The organism is Atlantibacter sp. RC6 (genome assembly GCF_014193285.1).
Classification (GTDB): Bacteria; Pseudomonadota; Gammaproteobacteria; order Enterobacterales; family Enterobacteriaceae; genus Atlantibacter.
In genome coordinates this window covers 123500-142956 of the sequence record NZ_JACHZE010000009.1, presented here as the reverse complement: position 1 = coordinate 142956, position 19457 = coordinate 123500, and the positions used below count along the sequence as shown (strand labels likewise).

The 19457-nt window shown below is 57.2% G+C and carries 18 protein-coding genes; 7 read left to right on the top strand and 11 right to left on the bottom strand.

Annotated features, from left to right (window positions below):
- Positions 1 to 3 precede the first annotated feature (3 nt).
- From FHW74_RS18205 to fucO, 6 genes are all read left to right on the top strand, one after another.
- Positions 4 to 987 carry an ABC transporter permease gene (locus FHW74_RS18205; RefSeq protein ID WP_183171762.1) on the top strand — a complete coding sequence of 328 codons (984 nt, stop codon included), beginning with the start codon at positions 4 to 6 and terminating at the stop codon, positions 985 to 987.
- A 65-nt stretch (positions 988 to 1052) separates the two neighbouring features.
- On the top strand, positions 1053 to 2006 hold the full coding sequence (locus tag FHW74_RS18200) for an ABC transporter substrate-binding protein (RefSeq protein ID WP_183171761.1): 954 nt from the start codon (positions 1053 to 1055) through the stop codon (positions 2004 to 2006).
- Between the two features lie 56 nt (positions 2007 to 2062).
- A complete protein-coding gene (locus tag FHW74_RS18195; RefSeq protein ID WP_183171760.1) occupies positions 2063 to 3649 on the top strand; it encodes an FGGY-family carbohydrate kinase in 1587 nt (528 codons plus the stop codon).
- A 58-nt stretch (positions 3650 to 3707) separates the two neighbouring features.
- The gene (locus tag FHW74_RS18190) at positions 3708 to 4694 is read left to right on the top strand and encodes a LacI family DNA-binding transcriptional regulator (protein ID WP_183171759.1); all 987 of its coding nucleotides are present in this window, start codon (positions 3708 to 3710) and stop codon (positions 4692 to 4694) included.
- 104 nt (positions 4695 to 4798) lie between these two features.
- Positions 4799 to 5446, top strand: coding sequence for an L-fuculose-phosphate aldolase (gene fucA / locus FHW74_RS18185; protein ID WP_183171758.1), 648 nt, complete (start codon positions 4799 to 4801; stop codon positions 5444 to 5446).
- Positions 5447 to 5486: 40 nt separating this feature from the next.
- Positions 5487 to 6635 (top strand): lactaldehyde reductase, encoded by a 1149-nt coding sequence (fucO, locus tag FHW74_RS18180; RefSeq protein WP_183171757.1) that lies wholly within the window; start codon positions 5487 to 5489, stop codon positions 6633 to 6635.
- 139 nt (positions 6636 to 6774) lie between these two features.
- On the opposite strand, the gene hydN is transcribed toward fucO, so the two are convergent.
- A complete protein-coding gene (hydN, locus tag FHW74_RS18175) occupies positions 6775 to 7326 on the bottom strand; it encodes an electron transport protein HydN (RefSeq protein ID WP_183171756.1) in 552 nt (183 codons plus the stop codon).
- A 307-nt stretch (positions 7327 to 7633) separates the two neighbouring features.
- Positions 7634 to 8488, bottom strand: a complete 855-nt coding sequence (gene focA, locus FHW74_RS18170) for a formate transporter FocA (RefSeq protein ID WP_183171755.1) — start codon at positions 8486 to 8488, stop codon at positions 7634 to 7636.
- Between the two features lie 266 nt (positions 8489 to 8754).
- On the opposite strand from focA, the gene FHW74_RS18165 reads away from it, so the two are divergent.
- Positions 8755 to 10758 carry a sigma 54-interacting transcriptional regulator gene (locus FHW74_RS18165; protein ID WP_221192456.1) on the top strand — a complete coding sequence of 668 codons (2004 nt, stop codon included), beginning with the start codon at positions 8755 to 8757 and terminating at the stop codon, positions 10756 to 10758.
- Positions 10759 to 10823: 65 nt separating this feature from the next.
- Here FHW74_RS18165 and hycI read toward each other — a convergent pair whose 3' ends face one another.
- The 9 genes from hycI to FHW74_RS18120 are packed head-to-tail and all read right to left on the bottom strand — an operon-like array spanning position 10824 to position 19455.
- The gene (hycI, locus tag FHW74_RS18160; RefSeq protein ID WP_183171754.1) at positions 10824 to 11321 is read right to left on the bottom strand and encodes a hydrogenase maturation peptidase HycI; all 498 of its coding nucleotides are present in this window, start codon (positions 11319 to 11321) and stop codon (positions 10824 to 10826) included.
- Entirely contained in the window at positions 11318 to 11734 is a 417-nt protein-coding gene (locus FHW74_RS18155) for a formate hydrogenlyase maturation HycH family protein (protein WP_183171753.1), read from the bottom strand. Before FHW74_RS18155 ends, hycI begins: the two co-directional genes overlap by 4 nt.
- Positions 11727 to 12509 carry an NADH-quinone oxidoreductase subunit B family protein gene (locus tag FHW74_RS18150; protein WP_183171752.1) on the bottom strand — a complete coding sequence of 261 codons (783 nt, stop codon included), beginning with the start codon at positions 12507 to 12509 and terminating at the stop codon, positions 11727 to 11729. The genes FHW74_RS18155 and FHW74_RS18150 overlap by 8 nt, the downstream gene beginning before the upstream one ends.
- Complete coding sequence (hyfH, locus tag FHW74_RS18145; RefSeq protein ID WP_183171751.1) at positions 12506 to 13057, bottom strand: hydrogenase 4 subunit H; 552 nt, start codon at positions 13055 to 13057, stop codon at positions 12506 to 12508. The genes FHW74_RS18150 and hyfH overlap by 4 nt, the downstream gene beginning before the upstream one ends.
- A gap of 10 nt (positions 13058 to 13067) precedes the next feature.
- On the bottom strand, positions 13068 to 14804 hold the full coding sequence (locus FHW74_RS18140) for an NADH-quinone oxidoreductase subunit C (protein WP_370528049.1): 1737 nt from the start codon (positions 14802 to 14804) through the stop codon (positions 13068 to 13070).
- Position 14805: 1 nt separating this feature from the next.
- Complete coding sequence (locus FHW74_RS18135) at positions 14806 to 16380, bottom strand: hydrogenase 4 subunit F (protein WP_183171750.1); 1575 nt, start codon at positions 16378 to 16380, stop codon at positions 14806 to 14808.
- Between the two features lie 4 nt (positions 16381 to 16384).
- The gene (gene hyfE / locus FHW74_RS18130) at positions 16385 to 17035 is read right to left on the bottom strand and encodes a hydrogenase 4 membrane subunit (RefSeq protein ID WP_183171749.1); all 651 of its coding nucleotides are present in this window, start codon (positions 17033 to 17035) and stop codon (positions 16385 to 16387) included.
- Between the two features lie 11 nt (positions 17036 to 17046).
- On the bottom strand, positions 17047 to 18486 hold the full coding sequence (locus FHW74_RS18125) for a hydrogenase 4 subunit D (RefSeq protein ID WP_183171748.1): 1440 nt from the start codon (positions 18484 to 18486) through the stop codon (positions 17047 to 17049).
- Between the two features lie 18 nt (positions 18487 to 18504).
- Positions 18505 to 19455, bottom strand: coding sequence for a respiratory chain complex I subunit 1 family protein (locus FHW74_RS18120; protein ID WP_183171747.1), 951 nt, complete (start codon positions 19453 to 19455; stop codon positions 18505 to 18507).
- Positions 19456 to 19457 lie beyond the last annotated feature (2 nt).

The following is a 19457-nucleotide window of genomic DNA, read 5'->3' as shown; positions in this document are numbered from 1 at the left end:
ATCATGACTGACTCATTAACGCCCTCCAGCCAGCCGGTGAAATCAGGGAAAATAAACAAAGCCCTGCTGATGCGCCTGGCACCCTTATTAAGCCTGGTTTTACTGGTGCTGTTTTTTAGCTTTAGCTCGCCGTTTTTCTTTAATACCGAAAATATTATGACCATCGCCCTGCAAACCTCGGTGATTGGCATTATGGCGATTGGCGTGACCTACGTCATTATCACCGCCGGGATCGATCTGTCGCTGGGGTCGGTGGTGGCGTTCTCCGGCGTGGTGGTGGGCCTGTGCGCGTCGTACAGCATGCCGCTGATAGTCTGCGTCATTGCCGGTATGGTGGCGGGCGGCCTGTGCGGCTGCGTCAACGGCCTGCTGGTCACGCGCGCGACCATCCCACCGTTTATCGCCACGCTGGGCCTGATGATGTCGGTGCGCGGCATCAACATGGTGATGACCGACGGGCGCGCCATTTACTTCTCTGATTACCCTACTTTCAAACTCCTGGCCCAGGGACGCCTGTTCGACATCCTCCCCTACCCGGTGTTCTACCTGGCGATTATCGCCGCCATTGCCGCCTGGATCCTCAAGAAGACGGTAATTGGCCGTTATGTCTACGCCGTGGGCAGTAATGAAGTGGCCGCGCATCTGTCAGGCATCAAAGTGCAGCGGGTGAAGATTTTTGTCTACGCCTTCTGCGGGCTGCTCACCGGGATCGCCGGGGTGATTCTGGCGTCGCGCCTTAATTCCGGGCAACCGACCGTCGGCGTGGGTTATGAGCTGGAAGCCATCGCCGCGGTGGTGATTGGCGGCACCAGCCTGATGGGCGGCGTGGGCACGATTGGCGGCACCATTATCGGCGCGTTCATTATGAGCGTACTGAAAAATGGCCTCAACCTGATGGGCGTCTCCCAGTTCTGGCAAATGGTCGCCATGGGCGTGGTGGTGGTGGCTGCGGTGTATCTCGACACGTTGCGCAAAAAAATGCGTTAGCGATCCGTTGTAGCGATGTGGATCTTCCCCTGTACCAAAACCTAATAAGAAACGGAGTCAGTCCTATGAAAACCAAGTATCTGTTGAGTGCGTTAGCCATGGCGGCGGTGCTTGCCAGCCCCGCATGGGCGAAAAACCTCACCCTGCCAGTGGTCAGCAAAGGTTATCAGCATGAGTTTTTCCAGACCGTGAAAATGGGCACCGAAGCCGCTGCCAAAGAGCTGGGGGTGAGCACCAGTTTTGTTGGCCCGGCGGATGAAACCCAAATCGCCGAGCAAATCCAGCTGCTGGAAAACACCATGGCGAAAAGACCGGACGGGATTTTACTCGCCGCGCTGGACGCCAACGCCCTGGCACCGCTGGTAGAGAGCGCCAACAGCCGCGGCATCAAAGTCGTCACTTTCGATTCCGGCGTTAACTCCGCTATTCCGGCGAGCTTCGTCGCCACCAATAACGTGAAAGCCGGGGCGCAGGCGGCGGACGCGCTGGCCGCCGCCATTGGCAACAAAGGCAAGGTCGGCGTGATCGCTCACGTGGCAGGCACCAGCTCGGCGATTGAACGCTCCGAAGGTTTCATCAAACAAATGAAAGAGAAGTACCCGGACATCACCGTTTTACCCGTACAGTACAGCGATGGCGACCCGCAAAAAGCGATGGATAAAACCACCGATATGGTGCAGGCCAACCCGGATTTAGCCGGGATCTACGCCACCAACGAAGGGGCGACGCTGGGCGTGGCAAACGCGGTTGACAGCCTCGGCATTAAAGGCAAAGTGAAAGTCATCGGCTTCGACAGCACCGAAGCGATTATCGGCTTTCTGCGTGCAGGCGTTTTGCAGGGATTTGTGGTACAGGATGCGTACCAAATCGGCTATCAGGGCATTAAAGCGCTGGATTACGCCATCAACGGCAAAGCGGTAGCGAAAGTGATCGATATCCCCGTTAAATATGTCAGCATGGACAACATTGACGATCCGGCGGTGGATAAATTGTTGCACCCGTTCGGTAAGAAAAAATAATCCCCCGGCCGTCACGCTATCGGTGCGTGGCGGCATTGAGTTCACAGGAGGCAGTCATGGCCCAAAACGGCTATTTCGTCGGTGTTGATGTCGGTTCCGCCAGCGTGCGCGCCGGATTGTATGATACCGCCGGTCAGCGTCTGGCGTTCGCCACGCGCCCTATCTCGCAGTTTCGTCACGGCGCGGAGCAGGTTGAACAGTCATCCCGCGAGATCTGGCAGCGTATCTGCGAGGTGGTCAACAGCGTGGTGCAGCAGGCCGATGTCGACTCCTCGGCCATTCGTTCTTTGGGTTTTGACGCCACCTGTTCGCTGGTGGCGATAGATGCGCAGGGCCAGGGAGTGTCGGTGGCGGAAGATGGCGATGCGGATCGCGACATCATTATGTGGATGGATCACCGTGCCGCAGAAGAAACCGCCGCCATCAACGCCACGGGCGATGACGCGCTGCGCTTTGTCGGTGGTGAAGTGAGCATCGAAATGGAACTGCCGAAAGTGCTGTGGCTGAAGCGCCACTTCCCGGAGCGCTACCAACAGACGGCGCGCTTTTTCGATCTGGCGGATTTCCTGGTGTGGAAAGCCACCGGCAATGATGTGGCCAGCCTCTGTACCCTGACCTGCAAATGGAACTACCTGGCCCACGAGCAACGCTTCAGCGCGTCAATGCTGGCGGCGGTGGATCTGGCCGATATTACCGATAAAATCCCTGCCCGTATTATTGACGTCGCCAGTCCTGCCGGGACCCTGAGCCCACAGGCGGCGCAGCAGCTTGGCCTGCATCAGGATGTGGTGGTGGCGAGTGGCATCATTGATGCCCACGCGGGCGGCCTGGCGCTGACCGGTCTCTCTCCCGAAGGGCAACTGGCGATAATCAGCGGCACCTCAAATTGCCATATGCTGGTCAATCAACAGCGTATCGAAACCCCGGGCGTCTGGGGGCCCTACTGGTCGGCAATGCTGCCGGGCTGGTGGCTGACCGAAGGAGGCCAGAGCGCCGCCGGAGCGCTCATCGACTGGACGCTGCAACAGCAGGGCGAAAGCGCAGGGCTGAAGCAGAAAGCCGAGGCGGAAAACCTGCATCCGGTGGCGCTGGTGAACCGTTGGGTAGAAGAACTGGAACGCCGGGAGCCTTTTCCGACGCGTCAGCTCCATGTGCTGTCCGATCACCACGGCAACCGTTCGCCCCGCGCCCGCCCGGATGCGCGCGGCAGCGTCACTGGCTTAACCCTTGAGCGCGGCGAGCCGGCGCTGGCGCGGCTTTATCTGGCGACGCTACAGGCTATCGCTTACGGTACGCGCCATATTATTGACGCCATGGAGCAATCCGGGCATCGCATCACCGGGATCGCCCTGTGCGGCGGCGCAACCCATAATCCGCTGTGGCTGCGGGAGTACGCCGATATCACCGGGCGCGAAATCCAGCTCATCAGTGAAGAAGATGCCGTCACGCTGGGTGCGGCAATTTGCGGCGCGGTTGCCTGTGGGGCCTGGCCGGATATTCCTGCCGCCTGCCGGGCGCTGGTACAAACCGGGGAGATTATTCGTCCACGCGCGCAAACCGCCGATTTCCACCAGCGCAAATACCAGGTGTACCTGGCGCTTTTCGATCAGCAGCAGCAGCTAAATAGCTTGATGAGCGTCTAATGGAAGTCGATGTGTTTGATTATAATAAGCCTTTATCAATGGTGTGGGACGAGGGCAGATGGCCAAAACCGTAGAACAGATTGCGACCGACCTGAATTTGTCAGTGACGACCGTCAGATTAGTGCTGGGCGGGAAAGCGGAGCAGTATCGCATCAGTTTAAAAACACAGGCCAGAATCAACGAATATGTCGAGCGTTATGGCTACACCATTAACCATTCCGCTCGCAGTTTGAAATTAAATAAAACCGATACCCTGGGATTGATTATCCCCTGTATTTCGAACGTATTTTTCGCCACCCTCGCCGAGAAACTCGAGCTGCGCTGCCGACGTTCGGGATACCAGTTGATGATCAGCTGTACCTATAACGATGTCGATTATGAAAATAAGCTGGTGAAAGCGTTAATCGCCCGCAATGTGGATGGCTTATTTATTGCGCCAGCCACACTGGAAAATCAGCAGCACCATTTGCGCCAGGTGAAAAAGCCGCTGGTGCTGCTGGACCGCGATTTTAAATTCACCGATAACGCGCTGGTGGAAAGTAATAACTTCGCCGGGGGCGTGACGCTTACCGATGCCATGCTCAACGCCCGCCATGCGCCGCTGTGGTTTTTAGTGGGCGACAAACAACTTCCCAGTATTCATGACCGCCTGGCCGGTTATTTACATGCCGTGGAACAGCACCAGCTGGCGTCGTCATGGGTAGCGGAAGATCCGGATAATACGCCGGAAGGCGGCGCGCAGATGATGAGAAACTTAATCGCCGAACACGGCGTGCCGAAGGCATTTATCGCCTCGTCGCTGCCGGTGCTGGAAGGGGCGATTAAAGAGCTGCGCGAACAGTGTGGCGGCATTCCGCCGGATATTAATATCGGCACCTTTGACGAACATCCGATGCTGGGATTTTTATCCAATAACGTCTGGTCAATGCAGCAGGATGAAGACAGCTGGGCGGAAAAAGCCTTCGATTTAATGCAGCAGGCGATTGACGGCACGCCGGTCAAACGCACTGAACAGGTGACGATGAAATTAATTAAGCGCCAATAATAATTTTAAAAAAACATCGCTGAATACACGTCAGGCAAAGCCGCTTTGGGCTTTGCCCGGCTCCCCATATCCAAATTTATGTTTTACCGATTCGGAGAAGAAAGATGGAACGTGAAAAGCTGGCCCGTGGAATTATTACTACCTGTCTTGAAATGACGCGTCTTGGATTAAACCAGGGCACGGCGGGAAATGTCAGCGTGCGCTATCGCGACGGCATGTTAATTACCCCCACCGGTATTCCCTATGAGAAATTAACCGAACAGAGCATTGTCTTTGTCGATGCCGAAGGCCGTCATGAAGAAGGCAAATTGCCCTCCAGCGAATGGCGCTTTCACCAGGTGGTGTACCAGACCCGCGCCGACGCCAATGCGGTGGTGCATAACCATGCGGTGAACTGCACGGCAGTGTCGATTTTAAATCGCCCGATCCCCGCCATTCACTACATGATCGCCGCAGCAGGCGGTAACTCGATCCCCTGCGCGCCCTACGCCACGTTCGGCACACGCAAACTCTCTGAATACGTGGCGGAGGCGATAAAAGATCGCAAAGCCACGCTGTTACAACACCACGGCTTGATTGCCTGCGAAGAGAATCTTGATAAAGCGCTGTGGCTGGCCCATGAGGTGGAAGTGCTGGCGCGACTTTATCTGACAACGTTAGCCATCGTTGATCCGGTCCCGGTACTGGATGATGAAGAAATCGCCATAGTGTTGGAGAAATTTAAAACCTATGGCCTGCGGGTCGAAGCGTAGCGAGCCCGGTAACAGGCAGACTTTATCAGGAGCAAACGTTATGGCTAACAGAATGATTCTTAATGAAACTTCATGGTTTGGACGTGGCGCGCTGAATGCGCTACCGGACGAAGTGAAGCGTCGGGATTATCACAAAGCGTTAATTGTCACCGACAATACCCTGGTCGCCTGCGGTCTGGCGGCGAAACTCACCGACAAGCTCGACAGCGCAGGTCTTGCATACCACATTTTTTCCGATGTGGTGCCCAATCCCACGATCAAGGTCGTGCAGCAGGGTCTGGCGGCGTTCCGCCAGAGCGGCGCGGATTACCTGATCGCGCTGGGCGGCGGCTCCCCGCAGGATACCTGCAAAGCCATCGGTATTATTATCGCTAACCCGGAATATGAGGATGTGCGCAGCCTGGAAGGCGTCGCCCCAACCCGCAATCCCAGTGTGCCGATTTTCGCTATCCCGACAACCGCCGGGACGGCCGCCGAAGTCACCATTAACTACGTGATCACCGACGAAGAAAACCGCCGCAAATTTGTCTGTGTCGATCCTCATGACATCCCGCTGGCGGCGTTTATTGACGCCGATATGATGGACGGTATGCCCGCCGCGCTGAAAGCCGCCACCGGCGTGGATGCGCTGACCCACGCCATCGAGGGCTATATCACCCGCGGCGCATGGGAGCTGACCGATACGCTGCATCTTAAAGCCATTGAAATTATTGGCCGCTCCCTGCGTCAGTCGGTAGCAGGCGAATCCGCCGCGGTGGAGGAGATGGCGCTCGGGCAATACATCGCCGGGATGGGTTTCTCAAACGTCGGTTTAGGGCTGGTACACGGCATGGCGCACCCGTTAGGCGCGTTTTACGATACGCCGCACGGCGTGGCGAACGCCATTCTGCTGCCACACGTGATGCGCTATAACGCCGATTATACCGGTGAGAAGTACCGTGATATTGCCCGGGCGATGGGTGTGGACGTCCAGGGCATGGATATTGCGCAGGCGCGGGAAGCGGCTATCGGCGCGGTGGAAGCGCTTAACCGCGATGTGGGTATTCCGGCCTCGCTGCGCGATGTCGGCGCCCGGGAAGAAGATGTGCCGGACCTGGCCCAGGCTGCGCTGGCCGATGTCTGCACCGGCGGCAACCCGCGTGAAGCCACGCTGGATGATATCGTCGCGCTCTACCACGGCGCATTCTGACACCCTAAGGCGGACCGCAGTCCGCCTTGTTATTTCCTGCGTTACGCGATTGCCCGCGCCGCGCCGTCAACGTGCTGACGCCGTACGGGCACACAGCAATGATTTTTCCATTGCGTAACCTTTTCCCCTGACCAGGGAGTCAAAAGTTTAACAACGATCCTGAGACTGACGTATCGAGCGCCGCGCGGCGGCGTTTTTCCTGCACCATCTGAGCGACGACATTTCTGTCCATCACCACCAGCGCTTTGGTCGGGCATACTTCAACGCAGGCGGGACCGAGATCGCGGGTATGACACAAATCGCATTTATTGGCCTGGGCGCGGGTATTCAGACCGTTGCTGAGCGCGTGGTCGTCGTGAATCATAACCTTTGTCACCACGTCCATGGTGCCGTAAGGGCACGCCACCACGCAGGTTTTGCAGCCAATACATTTTTGTTGATCGACATAGATGAAGTCGTTCCTGCGCGTGATAGCGGCATTCGGGCATACCGTCGCACAAGGCGCGTCCTCACACTGTCGGCAGATCACCGCCGTACTGACGCTAAAGCCTTTCACCACATGAATGCGCGGTGAAAACTGATACTGCGTTATCTGCGTGATATCGCCGTCCCCGTGTGCCATAACACAAGCTACTTCACACGTCCGGCAACCAATACATTTATTGGAATCCGCAAAGATGAACCGGTTCATCAGCTCACTCCTGAGTCTTCGTTATTGTTAACCGGACACTGCCGGTCCCTCACATTGCCAAAGCGAAAAGCAAACAGCGTGCCAGGCTGAAGTGTTTTTTTTATTCTTTAATATCAAATGGTTAATTTTCATCTCCGCCGAAGAGCATTCTCAATATGGGTTTTCGGCAGAAATGTCGAACAGATTTCGATAAAAAGCCTGGCAACCATGCGCCCTTCCCACGCACGCATCATTGAAATATATTTCCGTGACAAAACTGCTGATATTTAATACGGCATTTTTGTCTGATCGCGATGCGTCACGTAAATTAATGCCGCTGATTAACCGGATTAAGATAAATTACCCAGTAAGTGATCCCTACCAACACGCCACCGCCAATAATATTGCCAATCGTTACCGGTATTAAATTATTAATAATAAAATCATGCACAGTTAACGCAGGAAACTGTTCGGCACTCATTCCTGTTGAATGCCAGAATGCGTCCGGCGCAAAATAGCGAATAACAATACCCATCGGAATAAGAAAAAGATTGGCAATGCTGTGCTCAAATCCACTGGCAACAAACATAGCGACAGGAAATAACATTGCCACAACTTTATCCGTCAGCGAATGCCCGGAATAACTCATCCAGACCGCCAGACAGACCATGAGATTACATAATGTCCCCAGGCAAACCGCTTCAATAAACGTATGATGGAGCTTATGATCCGCCGTGGTGAGCACGCTCAATCCCCACTGCCCGCCGATGGCCATATACTGCCCGGCCCCCCAGATCAGCGCCACCAGAAACAGTGCGCCTGCCATATTGCCAAGATAAACAATGACCCAATTTACAATAAGTTGCCGCCAGGTAATCAAACCGCTTGCTTTCGCGACGACGGTCAATACTGTTGAGGTAAACAGGTCGGCTCCGCAAATCACGACCAGAATCAACCCCATGGCAAAACATAACCCGCCCGCCAGTTTTGTTAATCCGTTCGCCGGGCTGGCGGTAATCACCGTAATATAAAAAACAAAAGCCAGGCCAATGAAGACACCGGCGGTAATAGCCAGGAAAAAAGACAGGGATTTCTTTTTTGTTGCTTTATAACAACCGGCCTGTTCAGCTACCTTTGCCATTTCCGCAGGCAGACGCAAATCAAAAAAATTATTATCGCTCATGTTGATCACCATCATATCGGATTTAAAAGAGAGACAGCATCAACTGTCTTTATGCATAATCCGTACCATTCATTTCTCATTAACCTGAAGTTTTGAACTGCTTAGCAAATACGCGTGAAAACAAAGAAAATGAGAATAATTATCAGAGGTATGGCGGAATAACCTGACATGACACATTCAAAATAATGAGTCACAACGGTATAATTTTTTTAATGGTGAAATTTTAATGTCTTATTTCGCCTGACATCAGGGTGATGAATGTGACAATGGCCTCCGAAAACGTGAAGACCTCTTCTTCTGAGCAGGAAAGTATTCTGCGAATATCGCAATCGCTTTTTTTACAAAGCGATATTCCCGGTCTGCTACAGACACTGATCCGCCATCCGGCACTGACATATCCTCCTGCGGCGCTGGAACTCCAGTTACCGCATGTCCGCTGGCACTGTAACGCGCAGGGTAACGTCGCAAAGCAGGACAATCTGTTTTCGACTCCCCACGACGAGCCTAAAGACGCCTTTATTCAACCGCTCAACGGGAATGGCGCGCTGTTGGGTCGCTTGCTGTTTATTCCCCCGGCGCAGAAACCCTTTAGCGATAGCGCAAAGCGCTGGCTCAGCCAGCTATGCCCGCCTGTTGCCGCTCTTTTGCAGCATCTGTTGGCCCAGGAGGCATTGCAGAATGAGTGTCGGCAATTGCGTGACGAACGCGATCACTTTCGTATTCTGGTGGATACCACTAACTCGGTGATCTCTCATCTGGATATGCACGCGCTGGTGTCGGAAGTGTCCAAAGAGATTCACCGTTTTTTCGGCATTGATTACATTGGCATGGCGCTACTGGACGCCGATTCGCGCCATGCGCGCTTCGATCTCTACTCGACCTGGTATGTGCCAGGCGCCCCGCTGGTGTGCGAGCGCGAATATATCGCTATGCAGGATACCTTGCTGGCACAAAGCGGCGCGCAGCCGCAGCTGTGCGTGATGCAATTAAATAGTGAGGATGAAAAGGTTCGTGAAGATGGCCTGCTTACCCGCGCGACCCGCAACGGGCTGAATAATGTCTGCCTGCTGCCGCTGCAATTTGGCCATGAGCCTCAGGGGGTACTGATGCTGGCCCACCGGAGCGGGGGGATGTTTCAGGGCAATCATCTTCATTTACTGCAACAGATCGCAGCGCGTATCAGCATCGCGGTGGATAACGCCAGCGCCTATAGCGTGATCAATCGTCTGAAAGAAACGCTGGAAATTGAAAACATCTGGCTTAACGAGCAGATCGGCAGCGAAGAGCATTTCAGTGAGATCATCTATCAAAGCCAGGCCATGAAAGAGGTGATCACCCAAATCGAGATGGTGGCGCAAAGCGATTGCACCGTCCTGATCCTCGGGGAAACCGGCACCGGCAAAGAGCTGGTGGCGCGGGCGATTCATAATCTCAGCCAGCGCAAAGGCCACCGGATGGTAAAAATGAACTGCGCCGCCATCCCCGCCACGCTGATTGAAAGCGATCTGTTTGGCCATGAAAAAGGCGCGTTTACTGGCGCCACCTCAACCCATATTGGCCGCTTTGAACGCGCGGAAGGCGGCTCACTGTTCCTGGATGAAGTGGGCGATATGCCGCTGGAGCTGCAACCGAAACTGCTGCGCGTGTTGCAGGAACGCGAAATCGAACGGCTCGGCAGCAACCGGGTGATCCCGGTGAACGTGCGGCTGATTGCCGCCACCAATCAGGATCTGCATCAAAAATCGCTGGATCGCGAATTCCGCAGCGATCTTTATTATCGGTTAAACGTGTTTCCGATCCTGATCCCGCCGCTGCGCGAACGCCCCGAAGATATTCCGTTACTGGCGAAGCACTTTACCCAAAAGATTTCCCGGCGGATGAACCGCAATATCGACAGCATTTCTGCCGAAGGGATGCGCCTGCTCAGCCAGTTGCCCTGGCCGGGTAACGTGCGCGAACTGGAAAACGTGATTGAGCGGGCAGTGATATTAAGCCAGGGCAATACGCTGCATTTACCGCTGGAAAAGCTGCGCCATTATCTTCCTGCCGAACCGCCTGCGCCGGTACGCGCGCCGCGCTCTACGCCAGCCATGATCACCCCGCCGGTGCCAGAGCATGACGACGCCGAGCGCGAGCGTATTATTCAGGTACTGCGGGAAACCAACGGGATTGTCGCTGGCCCGCGCGGCGCGGCGGCAAGGCTGGGGTTAAAGCGCAGCACGCTGTTATCACGGATGCAGAGGCTGGGGATATCGGCGCGGGAAATTTGAGTAAGAGACTTTTAAGACAATAATGCCGGGGAATATCCCCGGCAGACGACTCATCAAAGAAAAACTTATATTCCCTCAGATTCCTTTTCCACCACCAGCGCCTCAATCTCCTCCGGCCCCTGCCAGTTTTCCAGATGCTGATACAAGCGCTCTACCGCGTCATTCACCAATGGGGAAATGGGAAAATAAAACGCGACAATATCCGGCTGAATGCCGATAAATGTCACGTCCGGCACATCGTCCTTGAGGCTGTCGATCAGAAATGTCAGCGGCAGGGTGTGGGTGCTGACGATAAACATCTCGGCGATATCATTCGGGTCCACCACCCGAATTTCACCGGGGTTTAGCCCCATGTCGGTGGCATCCACCACCACCACTCGCGCCGGAGCCAGCGCGCGCACCTGATGAACAACGTTTTCCGGCGCCGTACCGCCATTAATGACTGTCCAGCCAGGGATCGGATCGCGCAGCATTTTCTCCCCGAGCATCGGCCCCGCGCCATCATCGCCCATCATGCTGTTGCCAACGGTTAACACCACGCCGTTGATTTCTGAAGGTTTCATGGTTTCCTCTTCACAATCAGATAGATGGCTGGCTCACGCACAATATCGCCCATCAGGCGGACCAGCGTGGCGCTCCAGTGGTTAAACGGCTCGGCAGCCGTATCGCGCAGCGGCGCAAGGGCGTTTGCCAGCAGCGAGGTATGGGTGGAATCGATGGTGATTTCGCCAAAGGTCAGCAGCCCCTGCAACTTGCGCCTGGCCTCCCCTTCCGGCAGCAGCGCCAGCCACTGTTGATACTGCGCCAGCGGGCAAACCAGTTCGGTTTTCAGGCAGTCGATCATCCCGACGTGATGCCCTATCGCCAGCGAGTAGTACATCACCTGCTGTGCTTCTTCCGGTACGTCGTCATCGCTGTCGACGAATTTCTGGCGCAGCGACCAGAACACCACTTCCGGCGGACGGGTGTTAGCCATGCTGCCCTCCCTGCTGTAACAGCCCGGCCAGACGCTGAACGATTTCCCGCAGTCGGGGATCGTTTTCTTCGCTCAGCCACTGGGATAAACGCGGCGCAACGTCACTCACCGATGCGCCATGCAGGCGTTTTAAAAACTCATCGCTGATCAACCGCCCCTGCCAGTAGCCGCCCATGCGCCGGGCTTCGCGTTCAATCATGACGCGAGTCGCCAGCGGCACTTCCGGCAGGATCAGCGCCGCTTTTTCACCGATGGCCTCAATATATTGTTCGCCCTTCAGTTTTTGATCGAGCAGCCCCAGCGCCACCGCAAAGCCGTACAGCGTGGCGGCAGGCGTCGGCGGGCAGCCGGGGATCCACACATCGATGGGCACGATTGATTCGCTGCCGCTCCACACGCAGTACAGGTCGTGGAATATTCCGCCGCCGCAGCCGCAGGCACCGTAAGAGATGCAGATTTTCGGGTCCGGCGCGGATTCATAAGCGCGTAGCGCCGGGACGCGCATCGCACGGGTCACCGCACCGGTAAACAGCAAAATATCGGCATGTCGCGGCGAAGCGACGACTTTGATGCCAAAGCGTTCGGCATCGAACAGCGGGGTAATCGCCGAGAAGATCTCAATTTCGCAGCCGTTGCAGCCGCCGCAGTCCACACGATAGACATAGGCGGAACGCTGAATATCCTTCAGCAGAGTGCTTTTTAGCTTCGCCGCCTGTTCATCCAGCTGGATTGGCTGGCTGACGTGATGATTCACCTTAATGTCTGGCAGGCTCATGATTTTTCTCCCACGGCAATCTGGCGCATACGCAGTGAACCGTTGGTACTCAGGTTGTATTTTTGACGACAGCTCGGGCAACGTTCGTATACGCCGCGCAGCGCCTCTACCGTGTGCGGATCGCCGCTGGACTGGGCCAGTAAGTCGAGTGTCAGCGCCAGCGCTTTTTTGGTGGTAAACGGCTGATGGCACTGTGGGCAACTGTGCAGCGTAAAGGCCGCCGTGGTGTAGAGATCGGCTTTATGGGTTACCGCCAGTTCAAACTCTTCCGACAGCACAATGGCGCGGGTCGGGCACACTTCTTCGCAGCGAGCGCAGAAAATGCAGCGGCCATAGAAAATCTGCCACACCCGCTCACCGGTAGTGGTGTTGGTTTCCATGGTTAACGCATTCGCCGGACAGGCCACCGTACAGGCACCGCAGGCGATGCACTGTTCGGCGTTATACACCGGTTTGCCGCGAAAACCCGGGCAGACATCCAGCGGTTTAAACGGGTACTTAACCGTGGCTTCGCCCGTTTTGAGGATGGTTTTAAACAGTTTCAGCATCGTTTAGTCCTCACTTGAGCGGCGACTGGGTGCGCGCAATCCCGTAACGTTCAATTTCCTGATACGGCACGGTTTTGACGCTGCGTTTACGCACATCCACCAGCGTGATGCGGTCAGTACAGGAGTAACAGGGGTCAAGGCTCCCGATAATCAGCGGCGCGTCGGAGACGGTATTGCCCTGTAGCATGTAGCGCAGCACCGGCCAGTTGGCGTAGGTGGCCGCGCGGCAGCGCCAGCGGTAGAGCTTCTGGTTATCCCCCAGCATGCTCCAGTGAATATCTTCGCCACGCGGCGCTTCGGTAAAGCCCAGCGCGAATTTATGCGGTTGATAGGTAAAGCCTTCGGTGAGAATGTCCCCTTCCGGCAGGTTATCCAGCGCGTATTCAATCATCGCCATCGAGTCGAACACTTCTTTCACCCGCACCATCACGCGGGAGAACACGTCGCCGCCGTCCATGGTGAACAGCGTTTTTGGCAGATTGCCATAATCGGCAAAGGGGTGGTCGAAACGCACGTCGCGGGCAAAGCCGCTGGCGCGGATCATCGGGCCCACCGGGCTGTGGTCGCGGGCGACTTTACGGTCCAGCACGCCGACGCCCACGGTACGCTGTTCAATATTCGGCGTACTGAGCAACATATCCACCAGATTCTGGAATTCAACGCGCATTTCGCGCACCAGTTTCAGGGTGTTAAGGCGCTGGGTTTTATTGATATCGCGGCGCACGCCGCCAATCAGGTTCATACCGTAGGTTTTACGCGCCCCGGTCAGCAATTCCGCCATGGTCATGGATTTTTCACGGATGCGGAAAAACTGCATAAAGCCGGTATCGAAGCCGACGAAGTGGCTGCTCAGGCCGATGTTCAGCAGGTGGCTGTGCAGCCGCTCCACTTCCAGCAAAATACTGCGGATGGTGTGGGCGCGCTGCGGCACATAAATTCCTAATGCGTTTTCCACGGAGGTGGCGTAGGCCACGCTGTGGGTAAAGCCGCAGATACCGCACACGCGGTCAGATAAGAACGTGACTTCGTTATAGCCCATGCGGGTTTCCGCCAGTTTCTCCATGCCGCGATGGACATAGAACAGGCGGTAATCGGCATCGACAATCTGTTCGCCATCGACGAACAGCCGGAAGTGGCCCGGTTCATCGGAGGTGATATGCAGCGGGCCAATCGGCACCACGCGAGTTTCTCCGGTGGCTTCGTTAACGAACGGATAGGTCTCTGTTTCCGTGGTCGGCGCCGGGCGCTGGCGATAATCCATGGTGTCCTTGCGCAGCGGGTAGAGATCGTCCGGCCAGTCGTCCGGCAGCACCAGACGGCGTTCGTCCGGCAGCCCCACCGGTTTCAGGCCGTACATATCGCGCACTTCGCGCTCGCCCCAGACCGCCGCCGGTACGCGCGGCGTCACGGACGGATACTCCTGGGTGATCGGGCTGACCAACGCCTTCACGGTGATCCAGCATTTCTCCTGGCCTTCCAGCGACAGCACGTAATACACCGCAAACTGGCCGTTGAGCGGGCGCTCGTCATTGCCGAACAGTACCGGCAGCCAGCCGTTCAACTGGTAATAAATAAACTCCACCACCTCCGGCAATGCATCGGTTTTAACCGTAATGGTGAGCTGGTCCGCCGTTTGCCATTCCTCATCCAGCACCGCCGCCGGGAACCGCTGGCGGATTTGCGCCAGGTAGCCCATGCCGCGCCTGGCGCTGTTTTGCATACTGTTGACGAAATTTTCGTAGCTCACATTACTTCTCCTGACGATGGGTGGTGGCGGTAATAGATGCGTCGTGGGTGGCCCACGGCCATGAATAGCGCTGTTGTGAATCGGGCTGATTCAGGACGATGGTGGACGCGCGCTCCAGCATGTACGTCACCGGTTTCGGGATGTGGGTGCCCATCACCAGCATCAGCACCAACAGGATCAGCAGCGGCAACGTGGTCAGAATGCCCAACTCCCCTTTCGCTACCGCCTGCGGCGCCTCGCCGAAGCACACTTTCGCGACCATGCGGATTAACCCGCCCAGCACGACCGTCAGCAACAGCAGCAGCACGATGGTGAGCCACAGATGTTCGCCCGCCAGCCCGGCGGTCACGGTCATAAACTCGCTGAGGAACACGTTAAACGGCGGCATCCCGCCGAGAGCCAGCGCGCCGCCTGCCAGCAGCACCGCGCTGAACGGCGCGACGCGCATCATGCCGCGCACCACGTCCAGATCGCGGGTGCCGTATTTCAACAGCAGGTTGCCGGAGCCGCAGAACAGCAGCGCTTTCGCCAGGCTATGGTTGAGGGTATGCAGCAGTCCGGCCAGCACGCCAAGCGGCCCGCCGATGCCGATCGCCACCGCGATAAGCCCCATGTTCTCCACGCTCGAATAGGCCAGCAGGCGCTTCACGTCGCGTTGCACCAGGATAAAGAACGCCGCCACCGCCACCGACAACATGCCAAAGACAATCAGCAGGGTATTGGGGAACTGCGGACCAATCGCCGCGCTGATCAGGATGTAGTAGCGCACGATGATCAGCAGTGCGCAGTTGAGCAGCACCGCCGAGAGCAGCGCACTGGTGGGGCTGGGCGCCTCACTGTGCGCGTCCGGCAACCAGGCGTGCATCGGGAAAATCCCCATCTTGGTGCCAAAGCCGATCAACACGAACACAAACGCCAGGTGCATCAGCGTCGGGTCCAGCAAATCCGGGTGTTTCATCACTTCGGTCCAGAAAATGGCATCGCCCGGATTTGGCAACATGCCCGCCGCGTTGGAGTACACCAGCACCGTACCGTAGAGGCCGAACGCCACCCCGACGGTACAAATGATGATGTATTTCCAGGCCGCCTCCAGCGATGAACGCTGGCCGTACAGCCCCACCAGGAAGGTCGAGCTCAGGGTGGTGGCTTCGATGGCCGCCCACATCAGGATCAGGTTATTACTGGTCACCACCAGCAGCATGGTGAAGATAAACAGGTGGAAGAAACCGTAGTAGTTGCACAGGCTCTTCACGCTCAGTTCGCCGCTGTGGACCTCATGGTTCATATACCCGATGGAGTAGAGGCCGGTTAAGAACCCCACCACGCCCAGCAGCCCAAGGAACAGGCCGCTCAGGCTGTCGAGATGCAGCCACTGGTGCGCCGCCAGCAAATCCTGGTGTTCATACACCAGCGCCACGCCCCACAGACTGACGCCCAGCAGCGCGGTGATGGCAGCGGCATGCAGTGCCGTCACCACGCCGCGCGCACCGTCGCCGAGTAACCGGCAGGCGAACGCCAGTAGCGCGGCCACCAGCGGTATGCCCAGCAGCCAGAAAAACATCGTACTGTCATTCATCTGCTTACCCCTTCAGCGCCGTCAGTTGATCAACATTGAGCGTGTTGAGCGTGTGATAAATTTTGCGCGCCAACACCGCCATCACGATCACGGCAAATATCGCGTCCGTGGCGATCCCGATTTCCACCAGTTCCGGCGCGCGGTTCGCCAGCAGCGCCAGCGTCAGGTGAGAGCCGTTTTCCATCAGGCAGTAGCCGAATACCTGTTTAAGGATGTTGCGTTGGGTGACGATGCACAGCAGCCCCAGCAGGAAGTGGCCCAGCGATACCGCCAGCGCCGGTTTCAGCTCCGTCACCAGCGGCACCTGGACGGGTTCCACTACGAACCAGGCCAACAGCACGATGACGGCGGCGGCCACCATCAGCAGCGCCGGGCTGATAATGCCGGCATTGGCGCTGGGATCGGAGAGTTTGCGAAACGCGTAGCCCATGATCAGCGGCACCATCACCACCTTGGTGATAAAGGCGCTGATCGACCAGGAAAGCAGCTCATGGGCGTTGAGGGTTTCCGCGAGGGTGATAAAAATGCCCACCAGCATCAGTGATTGCAGCGCGTAGAACCCGCACGCAGCGGCAGGACGTTTGACGCCAATCACCAGCAGCGAGGTGATCATCATCACCCCCGCAAGGTTATTGACGATAAGTGTTCCGGTCATGTTCGACTCCCTTATCCCAACCAGGCGACAGCAATGACGCTGGAGCACAGCGACATCACCACCAGGACAATCAGCACCACCCGCATCGCAACCGACACAGGCGAGGCATCCGCCACCGCCTCGCTCGGTTCGCCGGGGACCACACGCCCAAACCAGTAAAGCAGCCAGGCGAAGCTTGCTACCGATTCAACCAGCAGCAGCACCATCAGCGGGGTCATGACCCAATAGTCGCTGGAGAGCGCAAAACCGACGGCAAACAGCGGGAACTTGCTGAAGAAACCGTTGAACGGCGGCACACCGGCAATGGCCAGCGCCGCCACGCAGAAGCCAACGCCCAGCAATGGCATCGTGCGCATCAACCCTTTCAGCTTCGGCAACATACGGGTGCCGCAGCTGTAGCTGAGCGCGCCCGCCACCAGGAAGAACAAGCTCTTGGCGAAGGCGTGGTTGAAGATGTAGGCGATACCGCCGTTGAAGGCCTCTTTCGAGCCGAACACCGCCATCGACAGGGCGAAGAAAATCCAGCCCAGTTGAGTGATTGTCGACCAGGCAAGCAGGCGCTTCATGTCTTTCTGCGGCAGGTACATCATGAAGCCGTAGACGATGGTGAGGCTCGCCATGCCCATGCCGATCCAGCCGATGACGTGCGGCACCTGGTCAGCGGAGAGAATGGCGCGGGCAAAAATGTACACGCCCACTTTCACCATCGACGCGGCATGCAGGTAAGCACTCACCGGGGTGGGCGCTTCCATGGCGTCCGGCAGCCAGGCCTGCAACGGCAGTTGCGCCGATTTACCCCAGGCCGCAAACAGAATGCCGCCGAACACGATCAGGCTGGCCGGGCCATCCAGCTCCGCCAGCGCGCTCAGCGCGAAGGTGCCGGTTTGCAGGAACAGCGTCGCCGCCGCCAGATACAGGCCGATGGACGCCACATGGGTGATCAGCAACGCTTTCATGGCGGAGCGCTGGGATTTCGCGCTCTGGTAGTAGCCGATCAGGCCCCAGGAACAGCCGCCGGTGATTTCGAAAAACAGCAGTTGCCCGAGGATAGTGGATGACAGCACCAGCCCGGCCATCGCGCCGATAAACACCAGCAGCAGCGCATAGTAGCGGTTGGTGCCGTCGTGCGGATGTTCGCGGTTGCCTTTGGTCAGATAGCCGGTGGAGTAAAGGCTGACCAGGAAGCCTAAAAACACCACCGCGAAGACAATCAGTGTGCTGACGCGATCGAGGGTGAAGCCAAACAGCGCCACGTCGCCGTACTGAACCAGCGACAGCGTGGTGGCCTCCATGCCGCCCAGATAAAACAGCCACGCCAGTTGAACCGTGCCCAGCGTCGCCAGCAGCGCAATGAGAGTGCACAACCACGGCGCGTAACGCTGCGGCAGGCAGGCCGTGAGCAGCGCCCCGATAAAAGGGATCAGCAGGGTCGCAAGTGCGATAGTTTCCATAATGGTTTCCCTGGCTCCTTACAGACCGGTTAAGTAAAAGACGAAGGCCAGCGTCGCAACGCCGAAGCCCAGCCAGGTGACGCGGTGGGTTAGCAAGAAGCGTCCACGCGCCAGGCTGTTCTCAATCAGCCCTGCCAGCACGAACACCACCAGCAGCTTGATGCAGGTGGCGAGCACCGCCCACATCAACGCTGGCGGGGTAAATTCCGCCGCTTTGCCGAACGGGATAAACACCGCCAGGAACAGCTGCGCCACCACCACCTGCTTCAGGCCCAGCCCCCATTTCACCAGCGCGAAACCGGAACCGGAGTACTCGGTCAGCGGCCCTTCCTGCAACTCCTGCTCCGCTTCCGCGAGGTCAAACGGCAGTTTGCCCATCTCGATAAAGCAGACGAAGGCGCAGGCGATAAACGCCAGCAGCGTGGCGGTGGGCGAGGTCCAGCCCTGCGCCAGAGTGGCGCTGATGGTGCCGATGTTGGTGGAGCCGGCGATCAGCGCCACCACCAGCAGCGCCAGAATCAGCGTCGGCTCGACTAAAATGCCGATGACCAGTTCGCGGCTGGCCCCTATCCCGGCGAAAGTACTGCCGGTATCCAGCCCGGAGAGCGAGAAGAAAAAGCGGAACAGCGCGAACAGGTACAGCAGCGTGATCAAATCCCCTGCCCCGCCGAACGGCGACATCAGGGTGAAAATCGGTAAGGTCATCGCCACCAGCAGCATCGAACCCAGCAGCACATAAGGCATGATGCGGAACATCGCGCCTGATTGCGCCGGCGCCACTTCCTGGCGTTTGAGTAATTTGGCGATATCGCGATAGTCCTGCCAGATGCCAGGCCCCTGACGCGAATGCATCCGGGCGCGGATCTGGCGGGAGATCCCGGTGAGTAACGGGGTAACCCCCAGCATAATCAGGGCCTGAACCAGCGCGAACAGCCCCATGGTCAGCGTCGGTGTGTGTTGCGTTAACATGC

Excerpts from the sequence above, each read along its gene's own strand:
- FHW74_RS18205 (WP_183171762.1), top strand. The coding sequence starts at position 4 with ATGACTGACTCATTAACGCCCTCCAGCCAGCCGGTGAAATCAGGGAAA.
- FHW74_RS18200 (WP_183171761.1), top strand. The coding sequence starts at position 1,053 with ATGAAAACCAAGTATCTGTTGAGTGCGTTAGCCATGGCGGCGGTGCTT.
- FHW74_RS18195 (WP_183171760.1), top strand. The coding sequence starts at position 2,063 with ATGGCCCAAAACGGCTATTTCGTCGGTGTTGATGTCGGTTCCGCCAGC.
- FHW74_RS18190 (WP_183171759.1), top strand. The coding sequence starts at position 3,708 with ATGGCCAAAACCGTAGAACAGATTGCGACCGACCTGAATTTGTCAGTG.
- fucA (WP_183171758.1), top strand. The coding sequence starts at position 4,799 with ATGGAACGTGAAAAGCTGGCCCGTGGAATTATTACTACCTGTCTTGAA.
- fucO (WP_183171757.1), top strand. The coding sequence starts at position 5,487 with ATGGCTAACAGAATGATTCTTAATGAAACTTCATGGTTTGGACGTGGC.
- hydN (WP_183171756.1), bottom strand. The coding sequence starts at position 7,326 with ATGAACCGGTTCATCTTTGCGGATTCCAATAAATGTATTGGTTGCCGG.
- focA (WP_183171755.1), bottom strand. The coding sequence starts at position 8,488 with ATGAGCGATAATAATTTTTTTGATTTGCGTCTGCCTGCGGAAATGGCA.
- FHW74_RS18165 (WP_221192456.1), top strand. The coding sequence starts at position 8,755 with ATGGCCTCCGAAAACGTGAAGACCTCTTCTTCTGAGCAGGAAAGTATT.
- hycI (WP_183171754.1), bottom strand. The coding sequence starts at position 11,321 with ATGAAACCTTCAGAAATCAACGGCGTGGTGTTAACCGTTGGCAACAGC.
- FHW74_RS18155 (WP_183171753.1), bottom strand. The coding sequence starts at position 11,734 with ATGGCTAACACCCGTCCGCCGGAAGTGGTGTTCTGGTCGCTGCGCCAG.
- FHW74_RS18150 (WP_183171752.1), bottom strand. The coding sequence starts at position 12,509 with ATGAGCCTGCCAGACATTAAGGTGAATCATCACGTCAGCCAGCCAATC.
- hyfH (WP_183171751.1), bottom strand. The coding sequence starts at position 13,057 with ATGCTGAAACTGTTTAAAACCATCCTCAAAACGGGCGAAGCCACGGTT.
- FHW74_RS18135 (WP_183171750.1), bottom strand. The coding sequence starts at position 16,380 with ATGAATGACAGTACGATGTTTTTCTGGCTGCTGGGCATACCGCTGGTG.
- hyfE (WP_183171749.1), bottom strand. The coding sequence starts at position 17,035 with ATGACCGGAACACTTATCGTCAATAACCTTGCGGGGGTGATGATGATC.
- FHW74_RS18125 (WP_183171748.1), bottom strand. The coding sequence starts at position 18,486 with ATGGAAACTATCGCACTTGCGACCCTGCTGATCCCTTTTATCGGGGCG.
- FHW74_RS18120 (WP_183171747.1), bottom strand. The coding sequence starts at position 19,455 with ATGTTAACGCAACACACACCGACGCTGACCATGGGGCTGTTCGCGCTG.